Genomic DNA, 17436 nt, shown 5'->3' with positions numbered 1-17436 from the left:
TTAGATTGGTGAACCCGGCGGCATGGACAGTGGTGAATAGTTTGCTGGCCATTCACCTTCTTTCAAGAAGTGCTGAATATGCTCACCCAAGAAGAGCTCGAAGGCTTGCGCTTTGGTGGGGCTAGAAAACAGTGACTGCTCAGTTAAGTCCGCTGCAATTTGTCTCAGATAGTAGCGTAACTGTGCTTGTACTTCTGGAGCAACTTTATCACTGCTACTTAAATTGGCCATTCTATATGCCGTTAAATACTGTACACGATCATTTAGCTTTTTCGCCATTGGTGACTTAGGGGTTGCTTTAAATACTTGCTTGTGAATTTGATTGAAGATTTCATCGCTACCTAAAAATCGGTTGTTACGTGCGTGCTGTTGCGCCACTCGATTTAAGCGTTCAGCATTTAATAGGAGCTTCAATGTATGTTGGCTTGCCATTTCTGGCAATGCCATTGCGTCCAATGTTAAACCGGTGCGGCCGTGAATACTCTCTCGATTGCGCGCTTCACCATAGGCCTTAGGAGGGATCAAAGCGAGGATTGCTTCAGGTACAGCCAGCGCCTCAGGCGATAAGGTCTCTAACAAAGACTTTAACGCATCGATCTGCTGCTCTTTCGCAACCACTTCAGCGCCTTTTGTGACTCCTTCGCCCCTTACTTCGTATTCATAGTCAACCCCGCCGATCAGCTTGACCACAGACTCCACTTGATACCTGTGGAACAAATATAGCGGGACTAACTTTTCTTCTAGCTGTGAAAGCGCGACACCTGCTTTGATATTTTCAATACCAAAATGTCCTAGGGCTTGTTTGCGGATCCCCATTACACGGCGCAGTTCTGTGATCGGGTCTTCACCATTGTCCCATAGGTGGGCTGTAGGATGCGCTCCCCCTTGCGGTCTAGCATCTGCGTCTGAAATATACTCCAATCCCAGCTCTTTTGTTTGTCGTATTACTTGCGCGAGCTCCTCGGCCTCATCAGCGGCTCTGAAGTCACTATATCCATACTTAACAGCTTGAATGTCCCACGCACCCATGCCAGAAGCGTACCCTTGACTCACATCTAACTGACCATTAATTGTAAATTGTACAAGTGGATGTGGGTAGTCCATAACTGAAGCGCGACCGTCAGCCGACGCAGCAAAGTTGTGGGCTATTCCCAAAGTATGGCCGATTTCATGAGCACTGAGCTGACGAATTCGATCCAACGCCATATCATGTAGCTTTTTCGTTGCTTCATCTCCATTTTTAAATGGCGCAGCCAGCGCTTCAGCAATAAGAATGTCTTGGCGAACACGCAGCGAGCCTAAAGTTACATGGCCCTTAATAATCTCCCCTGTAAGCGGGTTGATAATAGATGCGCCGTATGACCAGCCTCGCGTGGCTCTATGAACCCACTGTATCACGTTATAGCGAATATCCATTGGATCGGCATGCTCTGGCAACATTTTTACTTCAAATGCGCCTTTATAACCTGCTGCCTCAAAAGCTTGCTCCCACCAGCGAGCGCCCTCCAATAAAGCCGTTTTAACAGGCTCAGGCACACCTGGGTCCAAATAATATACGATTGGTTTTACAGCCTCTGATACCTTTGCTGTTGGGTCCTTTTTCTCTAGGCGATGACGCGGTATATAACGAACATACATCGAGCTGCCAAGTGGTGCAGAGTAGTCTTTATGTTCAATGCTCCAGAACCCAGATTGCGGATGAAAAGCTCGTGGCTGATAGTTGTTGTCTGGAAGCGCAATTAATGAGTGACGTTGATGGACTGTGATTGAATATGGATCAGCCACCGCTTGTCGAACAAACTTGCCAGGTTCGCCACCTTTAAACGTCAGTACCGCCTCTAACTCCGTGTTTTGTACAAACGCTTTGGATCTCGGTGTAAATACAGCACTGCGGCTGGGATCCAAACTGTAATTGCCTTGCTTAGTTGCTTTTAATCGGCGAGAAACACCGTGAACATCCGACATTAAATACGGTGTATAGTCAATCAAAACGCTGTCACTATCCTCTGCAACGACTTTAAAACCATGCAAAATGCTTGAAGCAAACGCCTCTTTTACACTTTGCTTTTCCGCGTCGTTATTTGCACTTGCTCGATAGTAGGTATTGTTTGCACGTAGCATGACTTTGTCACCAAAGCGCTCAAATTGTACTAAATGGCTGCCGCCTAACTGCCCTCGATCCAAGCCAATATCATTTGACCCCACACCGTAGGGCAAACTGTGTTGCAATAGAAAAGGTTGCGAAAACTTATCAACATCTAGGTAAATTTTCCCGCTGTTCTGATCAGCATAAAACGAGTAAAACCCAGGAAAGTGGTTAAACTTATCAGTAAATTCGTCTATGGACTTAATTGCTGCCTGCGCATGCGTTATCATAGGCAGTAACAAAGCAGTAACGAGATAAGGGGTATAGCGTCTCTTAATCATAATAGTGTCTTTGTTATTTCATGTTTTGTGGTTGTTTTTTAGCTAGTATATAAAATTGTATACAAAAAACAGTAATTCAAGACGAAATTCAGCGCAGTTCGCAGTGCCTCTCTCACATAAAACCACTGCGACCCGACAAACGTTATCAGGATTTAAAATATGCGTAGATTACCACCGGTGTTATTTGAAGATGGGTGCTCTAGAGAATTAGTCTCTCTGATCCGTACAATTTTGGCGGCTTGTAAAGAGATCTCTTTTAGAGTTGGACAAGGTGCACTGTCAGGTGTTTTAGGCTCTACTTTGGATGAAAATATTCAAGGAGAAACCCAGAAAAAACTAGATGTCCTGTCAAACCAGCTCATCAAAGACATCCTATTGGAATCTGGATACGTAAAAGCAATTGCTTCTGAAGAGGAAGATTATACAGTTGCTGGCAACCCAAACGCCAAATATATAGTGTCATTTGACCCGCTAGATGGCTCGTCTAACACTGATATCAACTCACTTGTTGGCACGATTTTCTCTATTATGGAAGCACCAGAAGGTTCAGATCCTGCGGATCCCGCAATTTTCATGCAACCTGGTAAAAATCAAATTGCAGCAGGGTATGTTTTGTATGGCCCGTCTACCACCCTTGCATTATCAACAGGTAAAGGTACACGCATCTTTACACTAGATAAGACCCATGGCAGTTTCTTATTGACTGAAGATTTCGCAAAAATCCCGGTAGATACTCAAGAATTCGCAGTCAACGCTTCAAACCAGCGTCACTGGCAACCAGCAATGAAAGAGTATATTGCAGATTTGTTGGCAGGCACTGAAGGGCCTAGAGGGAAAAACTTTAACATGCGCTGGATTGCCGCAATGGTCGGCGATGTGCATCGCGTATTGTGCCGCGGCGGCTTATTTACTTACCCAGCCGACACTAAAAACCCAGAAAAGCCTTATAAACTAAGACTCCTTTATGAAGCAAACCCAATGGCTATGCTAGTTGAGCAAGCAGGTGGGCTAGCGCACACTGGTGAAGAACGTATTTTAGACATTCAACCAAATGCAATCCACCAGCGTGTTGCTGTTATTTTGGGTTCCAAAAACGAAGTTGAAGCCTGCTTGAATTACCACAAGTAATCCAAAGCCCTTTGCATTTTAGGTCAATCTAACAGCGCGATTAAGCGCGTTAGCTTGGCCTTGTCAATGCCTCCCATCACCTCGGGATCAGATAAGGCGTATAAACTACCTTCTAATTCTCCCACTTCATATTCTTCTCTCTGCAACAACACAGTCGCCCAAAACTCCAGATCCGATGCATCGATTTCATCATCAATTGTGCGTTGCAACACCGCTTTGAAGGTTGCCACCGATAAATTGTAAGCCCCCACCTGTACTGTATTATTGAGCATAATTTGTATGGCACCTTCTCTATTCACACCAAACTCAGCAAATGCACATACAGCTTCAAAATAATTCACGCTACCCTCTCAAATCTTATAGACTTAACTCGCCTGTGCCATTTCAAGTACTGCTCCATTCATATATGCAAGTAACTGTGCTTGATCCACCTCATTGAGTGCTACATCCGCAACAGAATAACCCTGAAATAACACCACAGCGCGATCACACAACATACTCACCTGATGTAAATTATGGCTGATCAGCATAATGGCAATTCCTTGAGAACTAAGCAGTCGGATCAATGACATTAAAAATTCATACTGCTCAGCTCCGAGAGCAGAAGTTGGTTCATCCATAACTATTATATCGGCCCCTGCATGGACTGCTCGTATAATAGCAATAACTTGTTTTTGACCACCAGACAAGGTTGCTACAGGCGCATTAAGATCAGGTAAATATGTTCCGAGCCTTTGCAGGAGCTTTTGTGCCTTTTTGGCCATGGCGCTTTTATCAAGCCAACCAAAAAACCTCAAAAACTTATTTGAGTGCAAAATCTCACGATTTAGAAATAGATTTTCAATCACGCTCAATTCATTGACCAACGCCAAATCTTGATGAACAATAGCCAAGCCCGCTTGCTCAGATGCGCTTGGGGAATTTAATAACAATGCCTGTTCATTTATTTCTATCGTGCCTTTATTTGGCTGTATCCGACCAGCAAGACAATTGACAAGCGTCGATTTACCAGCACCATTGTCACCTAATAACGCGACAACCTCTCCCCGGTTTATGCTAAAGCTCACGCCATTTAACACATCAACACCATCGAAGTTTTTATGTAAACCACTCACCTTTAATACAGTTTGGTCCAATGCCGTGCGTTTCATTTACTATTCACCTTTGAAATAACGACCACTGCCACAATCAAGATTATGCCTTTCACCATCATTTGTTCATTGCTAGAAAATCCACTGAGAATTAAGCCGTTACTAATGCACCCAATTAGCCAAACCCCCAGCAAGACCCCGATAATATTGACTCTCCCGCCTAATAAACTGCAGCCGCCTAAAGTCACCGCAGCAATTAACGCCATTAAATCGGACTCGCCAATGGCATATCTCGCGCTTTGCATTCGACCCGCATATAACAATCCAGCCAATGCTGCAAACCCGCCAGACAACGCCATTGCCCAAACTCGGATACGAGATACGCCAAGCCCCATACTATACGCAGCTGGCTTGCTTGCTCCTACGGCAAATAAGTGACGGCCAAATCGTAGTTTATTTAAAATGATATATGCTAAGCAGACTAGACTGGCTAGCCACAATATTTGAGAGGGTATACCCAACACAGCACCTTGACCAAAAAGACTAATGAATTGAGGATCTATAATCGGGATAGATTGCAGCCCAGATAGCTGTCGTGAAAGCCCTGTTAGAAATCCAAGCATTCCCAGTGTGACAATCAAAGATGGTATACCCAAACGCTCGCATAAATAACCATTGAACGCACCAATCAGTCCACCAAGTAACAGCGATGCGGCAACTGCAATAGTGAGCCCAAAGGGCTGTAGTAACATAGCTGCAACCATACCGCACAATGCCACTATTGCACCGATTGATAGGTCAATATGTCCGACAGAAAGGGCAAAGCTCAGGCCAATAGCCATCACCACAATAGGGCTCGTTTGCATCAATACATTAAGCAAGTTGGCTGTCGTAAAAAATGCGGTATGAGAGAGTAGCACTGTAAAGATCAGCATTGTTACCGCAAAAGCATAATAAACAAGCGTGTGTGCTGTTAGCTTAATGCGCATCATGCTCTTCTCCGTGTCCCGCGTCAGTAGTTGCCACATGTGAATGACTCAATACACTTTGTAATATATGTGGCAGGGGTGTTTTAAAGGCAAGGCGCCATGATTCAGCGATATTTTCAAACGTCACTGAGTTGTAGTTTACTTGAGTGTAAAGGGGTGTGCTGACGCCCGTTGCTGCACCAGCGCCAATTCTTGCCATCAGAGTACCGATTTGGTGAGGACGATCAGATACAGCACCATACATATTACCATGCAGCGCCATATCTAGCAGGTTATTGGTGCCGAGATCGTGCGATATCACTTTAATATCTTTGCGATTGGCGATCCGAAGTGACTCTATTACACCCTCAGCTGCTGCATCCCAAGAAACATAAATAGCTTTTAGGTCTGGATGCTGAATTAACATCGCTGCTGTTAGTTGTGCGGTTTGGCTTTTTTTCACAAAGCCTTTCTGTACCGTGAGATGTATATTTTCATATTGTTCGAGTGCGCCAATAAAGGCTTCATCTCGTTTATTGGTGATATGATAATCTGCCTCATGGTAAATCATCCCTACCTTCCCCTGGCTATCAATTGCTTGTGCAAGCAAGTTTGCCGCTGCGCGTCCCATGCCGTCTACATTATCGCCAACCAAACCAGCGAAATCCTGACCGTGGATAAACCCGGCAATTGGGTTGCTGAGCAAAACTAGCTGTGTTCCGGCTTTGGTCAAACGTAAATAGCTGGGCTTTGCACTGAGACTATCGATGCTCAGTGACAACAAAATATCTGGGGTTAAAGCTGCTAAAGTTTCCAAATCAGATATTTGCTTCGCAGGATCATAATGTGCTTCGGTTACTGCTAGCACCTCTACACCGAGCCGCTCGAACTCCTCTTTGGCACCCAATGTGACCGAATTAACCCAAGGACTAGAACCATGCCATGCCATAACCGCAGTTAGATTTGCATCTTGAACCTTGGCTTCTTGCTGCCGCGTAAGCGTAAAGCCGTCGCTGCTATTAGCAACAGCGAGATAACTGAAACCAAAACACACCAAAACACCCAAAAACAACTTGATACACGCTTTTTTATAATGCCTCAGCTTACTTAGCATCATTCAACAGTCCCTTTAATGAAAACTCACATTAGTACATATAATCAGCACGCTATAGTTTGTCAATTTATTTTACTAACCCCTTTGTGCTGTGATAGTAAACTGAAAAATTTAAACTATTCGAAAATCACTCTTTGTGTAATAAGATAAGCAATCTAACGACGTGGTCGATATACGAGATAACATTGAAGGAAAAACTGTGAAAGGGTCAAATGCTAAGCAAAATAAAGCCGTTAATTTACGTTTAGTATTGACGCAGATCGTAACCCTAGGACCAATTTCTCGGGCTGAAATCGCACGTAATACAATGTTAACAAAGCAAACGATTACCAATATGGTAGAAGAGCTCTTAACCTTAGAGCTAGTCGAAGAAATAGGCGTAAAGCGCACCGAGGGAGCAGGTAAACCCTCGAAAATGTTGTGTTTAAACAAGTACGCAGCGTTTACTTACGCAGTTCGAATATCTTCCGATTCACTGGAACTGGGGGTGTATTACCTCAATGGGGAATGTCACAGCAAAATCACTCAACATTTTGTATCACAGCCGACTGCCGCAGCCATAGTTGAGGCGATAACTAGCTTTGCAAAAGATCAAAAAATAAATCAAAACAAAATATTGGCTGCGGGACTTTCGATTCAAATCCATAGCGCTGACGCAATAACCCAGCACCAGAAAAATCAAGCACTACAGGCTCAATTGAGTGAACTACTCCACTTACCTGTCGCCATTGAAACTACTGCATCGGCCTGCGCAGCTTATCAGATGCTGTTTGGCGAAGCACAAACACTGCATAATTTTATCTACATTCATATCGGGAGCAAAGTAGAAGCTGCTGTTGTATACGATAGACAAGTACTATTGGGGCAAAATGGATTAACCGGTGCCATAGGGGATATTTTTGTGACCCCAGAGCACAATGAAAAAACGGGAGAGCTCGGCACACTGAATGATTTTGTTTCACTCAACTCTCTACGCACCTATCTTGCAAGCAGCGCCGAGGCCGCCATACCTATCGATGAATTAACCCCGTTACAACACCCTATGAGTGAAAAGTGGATTGCCCGCGCCACTGAGCCAATGCGTATCGCCATTCATACATTGGAGTCACTATTAAATACCCAGACAATCATTGTTGGTAGTGATATGAGCGAAGCCTGCCTAGATAGTCTAATTGCGCAGCTGAGGCCATTCATTCCCTCTATCTCACAAATGGGCGAACGCGAGATAGTTAGATTGATTAAGGTGCCGAATATCAGTAGCATCGCATTAACCGGTGTCTCAACTCTTCCACTACATGCGGCGTTGAGTAGCAAAAATATGCAAACACTGTACACACCATCTCTCTGGAATGAAAACGCATTACAACGCAGTATTTTTTCACATGCAATCTAGTATGCTTAAATTGCGCATTTTAGCCAGTTTCAATTGGAAGATCTTTGAGCTTCCCCCATTCACTCCAAGAACCGTCATAAACGTGTAAATCTGAATAACCGCATTCAGTTGCCGCTAACGCTAAAATACACGCCGTGATCCCTGAACCACAGCTAAATTGCAGTGATTTTGCGTGCGGCTGAATACCTAATTGAGAAAAGAGCACAGTTAACTCTGGCATCGGTTTTAACAGCCCCTGTTCTGTAAGTAATTTGCTATAAGGCAGGTTAACGCTGTTGGGGATGTGCCCTTGACGCATACCAGAGCGAGGCTCAGTACCTTCACCAGCAAAGCGCTGTGCCCCTCTGGCATCTATAAGTAAGGTTTGTTGACACGCAATTTTCTCTTTCACCTCTTCTCTATCAATAAAAAAGCCGTTTTTGGGTTCAGCTGTAAAATCACCAATATTCGCTGCAAGTGAATACTCTGCAACGGTAGGATAACCACATGCTTGCCAGTGCTTTAAGCCTCCATCGAGTACAAATACCTGCTCAAACCCCATTGATTTGAACATCCACCAAGCTCTTGCTGCACTAAACAAGCCTTTGTCATCATATACGACCACAATATCAGCGTTATTGATACCCAGTTGGCGTACCTCAGCTTGAAAGACTTCACGCGAGCACATCATGTTTGGCACCGACGTATTGTGCTCACTAAAAGTGTGACTAATGTCAAAGCGTAATGACCCAGGGATGATAGCGTCAGGCTTATAAGCCCCAGATTCTCCCGGCTTTATTATTCCAGAATCAAGAATAATGACATTTTGTCTATTTTCGTGAAGCCACTGACAACTTTTTAAGTTTTTTATCATTTTCACACACTTATTTGATTAAATTTGGTTAAATTCCTACACAGCTAACGCTATACTAGATAGCTTTAGTGAATATCTCAAATAGTGTATATGGGTAGTAAAGTCATTGATTCAAGCCAAATGGGGGATACCATTTTAGCCGTATTACCAAAGTTTATTGGTGATGCGATTAACACCCTACCGGCTTTAGAGCTATTGAAAAAGCTGTACCCAACAAAGCGTATTTGCGTGCTGATTAGACCGTTTATGGCGGGCTTGTTTAGTCGTGCAGAACACTATGGTTTAGAGCTTATACTTGATAAACGCTATTGTGAGAAAGCACAATACGGCGTTTTCGATATGATCCGCGAACTTAAGTCATACAACTTTTCAATGGCTATTCTATTTCGTGGATCTTTTAGAGACGCACTACAAATCAGGTTGTCTGGTATCAAAACTATTGTTGGCTATGCACAAAATGCCAGAAGCCCACTGTTAAGTCATGCCCTAAAACTCAATCAATGTGAACACTATATTCACCGCTATTGTAAACTTATCAATGACCCGCATGGCCAACCCTTTAAGCAGTTTAATGCCCCAACCCTTCAGCCAAAGAAACTGAAATCTTTTACTTTCAATAAACGCAATGTTGCACTTTATTTGGGGGGATCAGTCAAAGGAGCCCGCTTTTATCCACAAGATCTATCGCAAGAGTTATTGCTGCGCATTAAAGAACAGCATGACGCTAACCTCTACTTATTGGGTGCACAATCAGAACAAGCTGACATGGATTCACTCAAATGCGATCTTGAACGCAAAGGAGTCACAGTCATCAATCTTGCAGGTAGCATGTCTCTTGAAGAACTTGTTGATACAATTGGTATGATGGACGTAATGATCTCTATTGATTCTGGGCCTATGCATATCGCCGCAGCGTGCAATATACCTTGCATTGCTATTATAGGTCAGGGAACATCACCTTGGTCTATCGTTGCTCCTAAAAGCGACTCTTTAATTGCATTGCATCATCGCTCTATGTCTTTTAGTGATTCTCAAATGATCCGAGACGTGAACCCAGATAAAATTTGTCAGGCGCTGCAAAAAGCAATTAATTCATCAAACTGAGTCTATCAAACAGCTTTATGATGCTGGCCTAGCCACTGTGTAAAGTCATCCGCCTTCAATGGGCGACTCAAATAGTACCCTTGCGCGTAATCGCATTTCATTTCTTCTAAAATCTTCAAAGACTCAACATCTTCAACGCCTTCGGCAACAACAGAGAATCCAAGTTGATGCCCCAAGCTAATTGTCGAGCGCACGATACATTGGTCTTGATGGGAGCCTGCCAACTTCAATATAAATACTTTATCTAGTTTTAACTCGTCAATCGGCAACATCTTTAGACGCCCTAACGATGTTTGACCAACACCATAGTCATCTAATGATATATGAACACCTATTTCCTTGAGTGCGATCAGAGCTGCGATCCCCTTTTCTTCATTTTCAATCATGTCGCGCTCTGTCAATTCAATTGTTATCAGATTTGCTGGCACCGAATAAGCACTTAACATAGATTGCAAATGCGGGATGAACTCCGCATCGGCGATGTCTTGTGCCGATACATTGATGGCTGCTTTCATCGTTAATCCCTGTGCAGACCACATTGATATTTGGGATATAACTGTACGCAGCACCCATTGAGTTAAGTCGACAATTAACCCCGACTGCTCTGCTAAATCAATAAATAACTCAGGGGAAACCCAATCGCCATTGTTGCGCTTCCAACGGATCAAAGATTCAACCTTATCGACAAGCCCTGTACGCATATTTAGCTTTGGTTGATAGGTCATAAATAATTGCCCATCGTCTTCTGCAAGTGCCTGCTTTAACTCATCGACAATTTCTAACCTTTCGAGATATGCTTCATCTTCCCCAGTTTGGTAAAAATAGACATCTTCGATGTCATTAGAAGCATTGTCTGCCGCAATTAACGCTCTTCGGATGCTATCGTCTGCATTGTCAGCTTGTTCGGGAATGTTGACTACGCCCACACTGAAGCGCAAGTTAATATCAAAACTATGCACTGTATAACTGGGATTCAACTTATCTAAAAAATTTTCTACACATTGTGCCATGGTAGAGTGTGACTTGGCCTGTAAGACAGTTAAAAACTCATCACCACCAAGCCTAACGTTAAGTCCTTCAAAACTTGCTGTAACCTGTTCAATTCGCTCCGCCACAGCCTGTATGCAGCTATCCCCTATGCGCGGACCAAGCTTATCATTAATATGACGAAGCCCTTTTATATCTAGTACCAATAAGTAATAAACTTGGTCTGAAGAAAATAAAGCATCTAGGATAGGCATCGCTGAAGTCCGATTGTAAAACCCTGTCAATGAGTCATGACTTGCTTGGTAACGGATTTTCTTTTCACGAGCTTGAATGTCATCTCCCATTTCATGAAAGGCGTCAACAAGCTGGCAAATTTCTTTAGTCGGACGAGCTTCATGAATTTGAGCGTGGTAGTCGCCTTTGGCAAAACGTTTTGCCATCACCGTCAGTTGCTGCAAGGGAGTTGCTAGGTTTCTTGCTAAAAAACCACTGGTAACAAAACCAAATAACATTGTGATACAAGAGAGAAAAACGATAGTTAGCACTAACTGATCAAATTCTTCATATTCAGAACGTAAGTCCGCACTTAAAATTAAACTAACGGGCACTTTAGTTAGAGCGGGTAGAGCCACTTCCGCATTTACGTACAGGGGATACTCACCAAACCAACGATGTATTTTTTGTTCATGGAGGTGAGTAAACAAATCCCTGTCTTCTGGGATCTGTATCGAACTGGCTTTCATCCGCTCGCCCTGACTGATAAAGCTCATCTCCATCCCCGTTAGCCCTTTTAGCTGTTCAGCAATGGGTTCATCAACCACAAAACCAACGATTGTAAATGCAATAGTGCGAGGTGCTTTTACAGGTAAAATAATGGCTTGGTACAGTTTTTTGTCTAGTACTACAAAAGCAGAACGTTCTTCATGCGCCAACAGCTCTTTGACTAAAGGCCGCATATCTTGCGGTAACTCAAGTTGGTTTTGATTAGTAGAAATCAACTTTCCACGCATATCCAATAACAACATCAGCTCAGCATTTATTCGCTGGCTATGATTGAACAATACACTGCTTATAGTCGAAGCGTCCCTAGTCGCCACAGCCTGCTTAAAACCAAAGTCTTGTGTTAGTACTGACGCAGCAGTCACCAACAAACGTTCTCTTGCAACCAAATACTGCTGATAAACACTTTGTGCCTTTTGAATATCCTGTTGCACTTGCCGCTCTTTGAACTGGCTTGTCGACCACCAAAACCCAGCAAGACTAGCCACTGCGGTTATCAATACTAGGCCAACACACAGTACAATAATTCTGTTTTTAAAACTTGTGCCCATAATGTTCCTTTGATACATCAATGAGTTAACAAAGCAGGCATTGAATGGCACGCAGTATGCTGCCGCTTCCTCTTTCGACCCTCATCGACAAACTGTTATGGCTAATCCAATCTAAAGACCGATTGTTTTGGTAAAATATTTCAAAAATACACAACTAAAGTGCGTAGCTGACCTAAGCATACTTATGTTGTTAACCAATAAACCAGTAATTCGCATACCCAAAATATAGTTGAAAGCAATCAAATGATACTTGCCTATTTGACAGGTATAGTCAACATTGCGCGCTCCTCAGCAAAGATATTTGTGAAGAGACAGATACAAATAGTGGAGCGAACTTAGCCACGCTCGGTTTTCGTGTAATCTTAAGTTAAAGTGACTTGGAAGGGAAAATCAAGGAATTCACGAACGAATGCCTAACAATCATTTAAACCACTGATTGCTAGGCATTTTAGAGAGGCTAACTAGTCGATAAGTCCGTATTGCTCAGACAAGATCTCAATGACTTCGGCACGAGGGTCTTGAGGAATAACCAACTCTTTACCAACAATCTTACTTGCGATCCCAACATAGGTATCCGACACTGACATCATAACCTCTTGCGGAAGCTGATATGATTTTGCCAATGCTTCACGCTCTGGCATACGATCTTTATTTAATAAAACGTCGCTGTCCGGCACATTATTTATCAACAACTGACGGAAGCCTTCTTTCGAATTCTCAACGATTTTACCATCTCGGTATGCAGGGCCATCCCAGATACGCGAAGAATCAGGCGTACCGACTTCATCAATATAAATAAGCCGTGTCGCACCATCCGCATCTTCGACATAACCGAACTCAAATTTTGTATCGACAAAAATTTGGTCAAGCTTGTTTAGTTCAGCTGAAATTAAATTAAAGCCATCACTGAGTAATTGCTCGTAACGTGCTACATCTTCTTCTGAGCGGAAGTTAAACGCATCCAAATTGTCTGTAATATTACTGCGAGTAATATTTACATCGTCCACTTCCGGTACACCATCAACACCTGAAATAATGCCTTTTGTTGACGGGGTAATTAAAACGTCATCTAATTTCTGGTGTGCCACTAATCCTTCAGGTAATTGAATGCCACAAAACTCGCGAACACCTTTACTGTAATCTCGCCACATGCTGCCAGTGATATATTGACGTGCGATGGCTTCTACACGCACAGTACTTGCTTTGCGAACAATCCACACATACGGGTGAGGAATATCAACAATGTGATTACCAGCAAGCCCTGCTTCATCAAATAATTTAAACCAGTGGGCTGCAACACTATTTAAGGCAATACCTTTTCCTGGTACACCATTTAAACCGTTTTCACCCTGCCAAATACAGTCGAATGCCGAAATACGGTCAGAAATCACCATGATTGCCAACTCTGTTCCAGCAGGCACATCATAGCCCTTTTCTTCGATTAATCTGGCACTATCTTGGTCGGTTAACCAATAAACCGAACGTACTTTACCACTATGAACTGCACCTTTGGTGCGAATTGGTAGATCGTCATTGACGTCTAGAACTTTGTAGCTACTCATTGTATCTCCATAGAGAACGGCTGCGTCTTGCTAAAGGACGCATAATACAGAGGGGGTTAGAGGGGTGTATAATAGTCGAGCGCAGCAAAAATCACAATTGTTTACCGCATTCCAAGGCAAACCTAGCGTAACTTGGTTCAGTCGAGCAAGCTTCTGGGATACTATTATTGAAACTCGGTACTAAGAGATGTTTAAATGATCCAAATTTCAGATCTCAATTTCAGCTGGCCGGGCCAGTCAAAACCAACCCTTATTATTGACGAGCTAAATATCGAGAAAGGCGAAAAGCTTTTTTTGCACGGTCCAAGTGGTAGTGGAAAATCAACGCTGCTCAGTCTTCTTGCCGGAATTCAAACAGCCCAAAAAGGCAGTATTTCCATACTGAATGAAAACTTAGCTAAACTCAATGACGCCAAAAGAGACAAATTTAGAGCAGATCACATTGGCACTATATTTCAAAACTTCAACTTGCTCCCTTACCTGAGTCCATTGGAAAACGTGATGCTCGGCTGCAACTTCTCTCGGCGTAGACAAGCTAATTTAAAAACGCAGGGTATCTGTGCTCGGAAAAAAGCATGTATTTTACTTGAAGAGCTGGGACTCGATACATCGTGTCAAAATCGCGCCGTTAGCGAACTAAGTATCGGGCAACAACAGCGTGTTGCAGCAGCACGGGCATTTATCGGTCAACCTGAACTTATCATTGCCGATGAACCGACCTCTGCACTCGATGCCGACAATAGAGATATTTTTATCAATCAACTTTTTGAGCAGGCAGAGCACTACCAAGCAACCATCATATTTGTCAGCCATGATAAAAGTTTATCGAGTCTATTCGACCGCCAAGTTAGTTTAAATGGAATAAATGGAGCGAGTCTATGAAGTTAATGACCCTCGCGTTTAAGAGTATTTCAAACCGAAGAGCAAGCGTGTTACTGACCTTGTTCACCATCGCCATCAGCGTAATGTTACTGCTTTCTATAGAAAGGGTAAGGCAAGAAGCAAAACAAAGTTTCAGCAGCACCATTTCTGGCACTGACTTAATAGTTGGCGCTCGGACCGGAGACATTCAATTATTGCTTTCTAGCGTGTTTCGTATCGGGCATGCTAACAATGGGCTGTCATGGCAAAGCTATCAGTATATAAAACAACAAAAAGGGGTTGCTTGGACCATACCGATTAGCCTTGGAGACAGCCATAGAGGATTTTCGGTACTTGGTAGCGATGGAAGCTACTTCAAGTATTATCGTTATGGTAACAAACAGAACCTAGCATTTTCCCAAGGCCGGCCATTCCATAATGCACGAGAGGTGGTACTCGGCAGTGAAGTCGCCAAACAACTTCACTACCACTTAGGTCAAAAAATCATCGTCGCACACGGTATGGGTAATACAAGCTTTCATCACCATGATGACAATCCTCTTATTGTTACGGGGATCTTAGCTCCAACAGGGACACCGGTAGATAAAACTGTACACGTCCCTCTAAAGGCAATTGAACTTATGCACGGCCCAAAGCACGGTTCAGCGCAAATCATGAGGCAAAAAAGTAACTCTGATGCCCAACATGATCACGAGCATGAGCATGAGCATGAGCATGAGCATGAGCATGAGCATGAGCATGAGCATGACAAGCATCATGAGGTTATTGACAGTCAACTAGGGGACTTAATTGGCCAACCAAAACAGATCACTGCTTTTTTAATGGGATTTGATTCGCCTTTATATACGCTGCAAGTGCGCAGAAATATCAATATTTATAAGCCAGAAGCGCTCTCAGCAATCATGCCTGGTGTCACCTTAAGAGAACTTTGGGGTATGCTCGATATTATTGAGAAAATCCTGTTACTGTTTTCAGCTGTAGTTGTACTAATTAGCTTACTAGGCATGCTGACGACATTATTATCTTCCCTGAGTCAGCGCCGTAGAGAACTCGCTATCTTACGTTCTGTTGGGGCTAGACCAAGGCATATATTTACGTTAATGGTCAGTGAAGCTGTACTCATAACCACAATTGGATGTGCTATCGGTGTTGCTATGTTTTACATGGCGATCTTGATAGGAAAAGGCATTCTTCAAGCACATTTTGGGATTTCAATTTCAATATCAATGCTGAGTAACTATGAACTCGTATTACTTAGCGTTATCATGGTCTCAGGTACACTGATGGGGGCAATTCCAGCTGTACGAGCATATTTTTACTCACTCAATGATGGTATGAGTATCAAAGTTTAAGAGGTTTTCTATGAATTCAATTCGCTTGGCGTCTTGGTTAGGTTTAACTGCGGTGATGTTTATATCTTTCGCAGCTGCCGCAGCGCCACCTAAAGAGTTATTTTGGGATGATTTAATCCCAGAAGGACATGAACAAATCAGTAATCAAGAAGCCGCCAGTCATGATGGCGATGATAAAAACTGGGTACAACCCGACTTAGACGCCCCTGTAGTAAAAGCGCTTGATGGAAAAAGTGTTAGCCTTCCAGGGTTTGTCGTGCCTTTAGAGGGGAACAGTGAGGTCATTACTGAATTTTTATTAGTGCCTTACTTTGGAGCCTGCATCCACGTGCCTCCTCCACCACCAAATCAAATTGTTCATGTAAAGATTAAAAATGGCGTGCCCATAGATAGCTTGTATGACGCAATTACAGTGACTGGCACTATTAAAGTAGAAAGTCATAAAAGCGAATTAGCACAAACAGGCTATACCATGAAAGCAGTTGGTGTTGCTCCTTTTGAACTTTAACTAAATAATGAGGAAGTTCGATACTTCCTCCACCTCCCATAACTCTACTTTATTACCTCACCGATAACTAAGCTCTCTTAAACAATTTTCCCCTCTCTTCGTCACTTTAAACCTGTTTCAGGGCCTAGAGTGCAAAAGGCTAGCGACAATGAACGCAGTGAATTCGCTCTTTTTACGCAAGGAGAATAACGTGCAAAAGGCTACCGACTGCGAACGCAGTGAGTACGGTTCTTTTGCGCAAGGTGAAGTGAGCTGTTTTAACTATTGCTGAGGCTGTCATCTCCAAAACCTACCCAATATCAAAAACATGGATCCTGAAACGAATTCAGGATGACATCGTGCAAAATGTAACGACAGTGAGCGAAGCGAGTACGTTCAATTTGCGTAAGGTGAAGTGAGCCGTTTTACCCAATGTGACACGGCACTCAACCTAGCCGTCACCCTGAACTTGATTCAGGGCCTAGAGTGCAAAAGGCTAGCGACAGCGAACGAAGTGAGTACGCTCTTTTTGCACAAGGTGAATATCGTGCGAAAGGATAATTACACAGCGCGAAGCGCTGACATTCTTTTCGCGCAAGGTGAAATAAGCTAGTTTAGCTGTTGCTACGGGAGTGTATTTAAAAGGAGTAAAGAATTAACACTGTGAAGGTTGCTCCCCTCACCTTGCGCTTATCGTGCAAAAGGTTAGCGACAGCGAACGAAGTGAGAGCGCTCTTTTTGCGCAAGGTGAAATGAG

14 protein-coding genes are annotated in these 17436 nt (G+C 43.3%); 6 read left to right on the top strand and 8 right to left on the bottom strand.

What is annotated here, in order from left to right; all coding sequences use genetic code 11:
- On the bottom strand, positions 1 to 2427 hold the full coding sequence (locus QNM18_RS11470) for a zinc-dependent metalloprotease (RefSeq protein ID WP_284137294.1): 2427 nt from the start codon (positions 2425 to 2427) through the stop codon (positions 1 to 3).
- A 159-nt stretch (positions 2428 to 2586) separates the two neighbouring features.
- Here QNM18_RS11470 and QNM18_RS11465 point away from each other — a divergent pair, with 159 nt between their 5' ends.
- Complete coding sequence (locus QNM18_RS11465) at positions 2587 to 3555, top strand: class 1 fructose-bisphosphatase (RefSeq protein ID WP_284137293.1); 969 nt, start codon at positions 2587 to 2589, stop codon at positions 3553 to 3555.
- A 23-nt stretch (positions 3556 to 3578) separates the two neighbouring features.
- Here the strand turns inward: QNM18_RS11465 and QNM18_RS11460 are convergent, their stop codons facing one another.
- Genes QNM18_RS11460 through QNM18_RS11445 form a run of 4 tightly spaced genes read right to left on the bottom strand, consistent with a single transcriptional unit; the run spans position 3579 to position 6731 of the window.
- Entirely contained in the window at positions 3579 to 3896 is a 318-nt protein-coding gene (locus QNM18_RS11460; RefSeq protein ID WP_284137292.1) for a hypothetical protein, read from the bottom strand.
- Between the two features lie 24 nt (positions 3897 to 3920).
- A complete protein-coding gene (locus QNM18_RS11455; protein WP_284137291.1) occupies positions 3921 to 4706 on the bottom strand; it encodes an ATP-binding cassette domain-containing protein in 786 nt (261 codons plus the stop codon).
- Positions 4703 to 5638, bottom strand: coding sequence for an ABC transporter permease (locus QNM18_RS11450; RefSeq protein WP_284137290.1), 936 nt, complete (start codon positions 5636 to 5638; stop codon positions 4703 to 4705). Before QNM18_RS11450 ends, QNM18_RS11455 begins: the two co-directional genes overlap by 4 nt.
- Complete coding sequence (locus QNM18_RS11445) at positions 5625 to 6731, bottom strand: substrate-binding domain-containing protein (protein WP_284137289.1); 1107 nt, start codon at positions 6729 to 6731, stop codon at positions 5625 to 5627. The genes QNM18_RS11450 and QNM18_RS11445 overlap by 14 nt, the downstream gene beginning before the upstream one ends.
- Before the next feature lie 196 nt (positions 6732 to 6927).
- On the opposite strand from QNM18_RS11445, the gene QNM18_RS11440 reads away from it, so the two are divergent.
- Entirely contained in the window at positions 6928 to 8121 is a 1194-nt protein-coding gene (locus QNM18_RS11440) for an ROK family protein (RefSeq protein WP_284137288.1), read from the top strand.
- Positions 8122 to 8140: 19 nt separating this feature from the next.
- Here QNM18_RS11440 and QNM18_RS11435 read toward each other — a convergent pair whose 3' ends face one another.
- On the bottom strand, positions 8141 to 8974 hold the full coding sequence (locus tag QNM18_RS11435; RefSeq protein WP_349774891.1) for a sulfurtransferase: 834 nt from the start codon (positions 8972 to 8974) through the stop codon (positions 8141 to 8143).
- A 90-nt stretch (positions 8975 to 9064) separates the two neighbouring features.
- Here QNM18_RS11435 and QNM18_RS11430 point away from each other — a divergent pair, with 90 nt between their 5' ends.
- Positions 9065 to 10078 (top strand): glycosyltransferase family 9 protein, encoded by a 1014-nt coding sequence (locus tag QNM18_RS11430; protein WP_284137287.1) that lies wholly within the window; start codon positions 9065 to 9067, stop codon positions 10076 to 10078.
- A 5-nt stretch (positions 10079 to 10083) separates the two neighbouring features.
- Here the strand turns inward: QNM18_RS11430 and QNM18_RS11425 are convergent, their stop codons facing one another.
- Together QNM18_RS11425 and QNM18_RS11420 are read right to left on the bottom strand one after the other, a co-directional pair.
- A complete protein-coding gene (locus tag QNM18_RS11425) occupies positions 10084 to 12396 on the bottom strand; it encodes a bifunctional diguanylate cyclase/phosphodiesterase (protein WP_284137286.1) in 2313 nt (770 codons plus the stop codon).
- Between the two features lie 461 nt (positions 12397 to 12857).
- Positions 12858 to 13958, bottom strand: a complete 1101-nt coding sequence (locus QNM18_RS11420; protein WP_211011448.1) for a phosphoribosylaminoimidazolesuccinocarboxamide synthase — start codon at positions 13956 to 13958, stop codon at positions 12858 to 12860.
- A gap of 195 nt (positions 13959 to 14153) precedes the next feature.
- Between QNM18_RS11420 and QNM18_RS11415 the strand changes: the two genes are divergently transcribed.
- The 3 genes from QNM18_RS11415 to QNM18_RS11405 are packed head-to-tail and all read left to right on the top strand — an operon-like array spanning position 14154 to position 16700.
- On the top strand, positions 14154 to 14840 hold the full coding sequence (locus QNM18_RS11415) for an ABC transporter ATP-binding protein (protein WP_211011449.1): 687 nt from the start codon (positions 14154 to 14156) through the stop codon (positions 14838 to 14840).
- Positions 14837 to 16192 (top strand): ABC transporter permease, encoded by a 1356-nt coding sequence (locus tag QNM18_RS11410; RefSeq protein WP_284137285.1) that lies wholly within the window; start codon positions 14837 to 14839, stop codon positions 16190 to 16192. Before QNM18_RS11415 ends, QNM18_RS11410 begins: the two co-directional genes overlap by 4 nt.
- Positions 16193 to 16247: 55 nt before the next feature.
- On the top strand, positions 16248 to 16700 hold the full coding sequence (locus QNM18_RS11405) for a DUF3299 domain-containing protein (protein WP_417714807.1): 453 nt from the start codon (positions 16248 to 16250) through the stop codon (positions 16698 to 16700).
- The last annotated feature ends 736 nt before the right edge of the window (positions 16701 to 17436 follow it).

Origin of the sequence: Pseudoalteromonas obscura, assembly GCF_030135505.1 — a bacterium.
GTDB classification, from domain to species: domain Bacteria; phylum Pseudomonadota; class Gammaproteobacteria; order Enterobacterales; family Alteromonadaceae; genus Pseudoalteromonas; species Pseudoalteromonas obscura.
The sequence above is the reverse complement of the archived record's forward strand: the minus strand, read 5'-3'. Positions and strand labels throughout refer to the sequence as shown.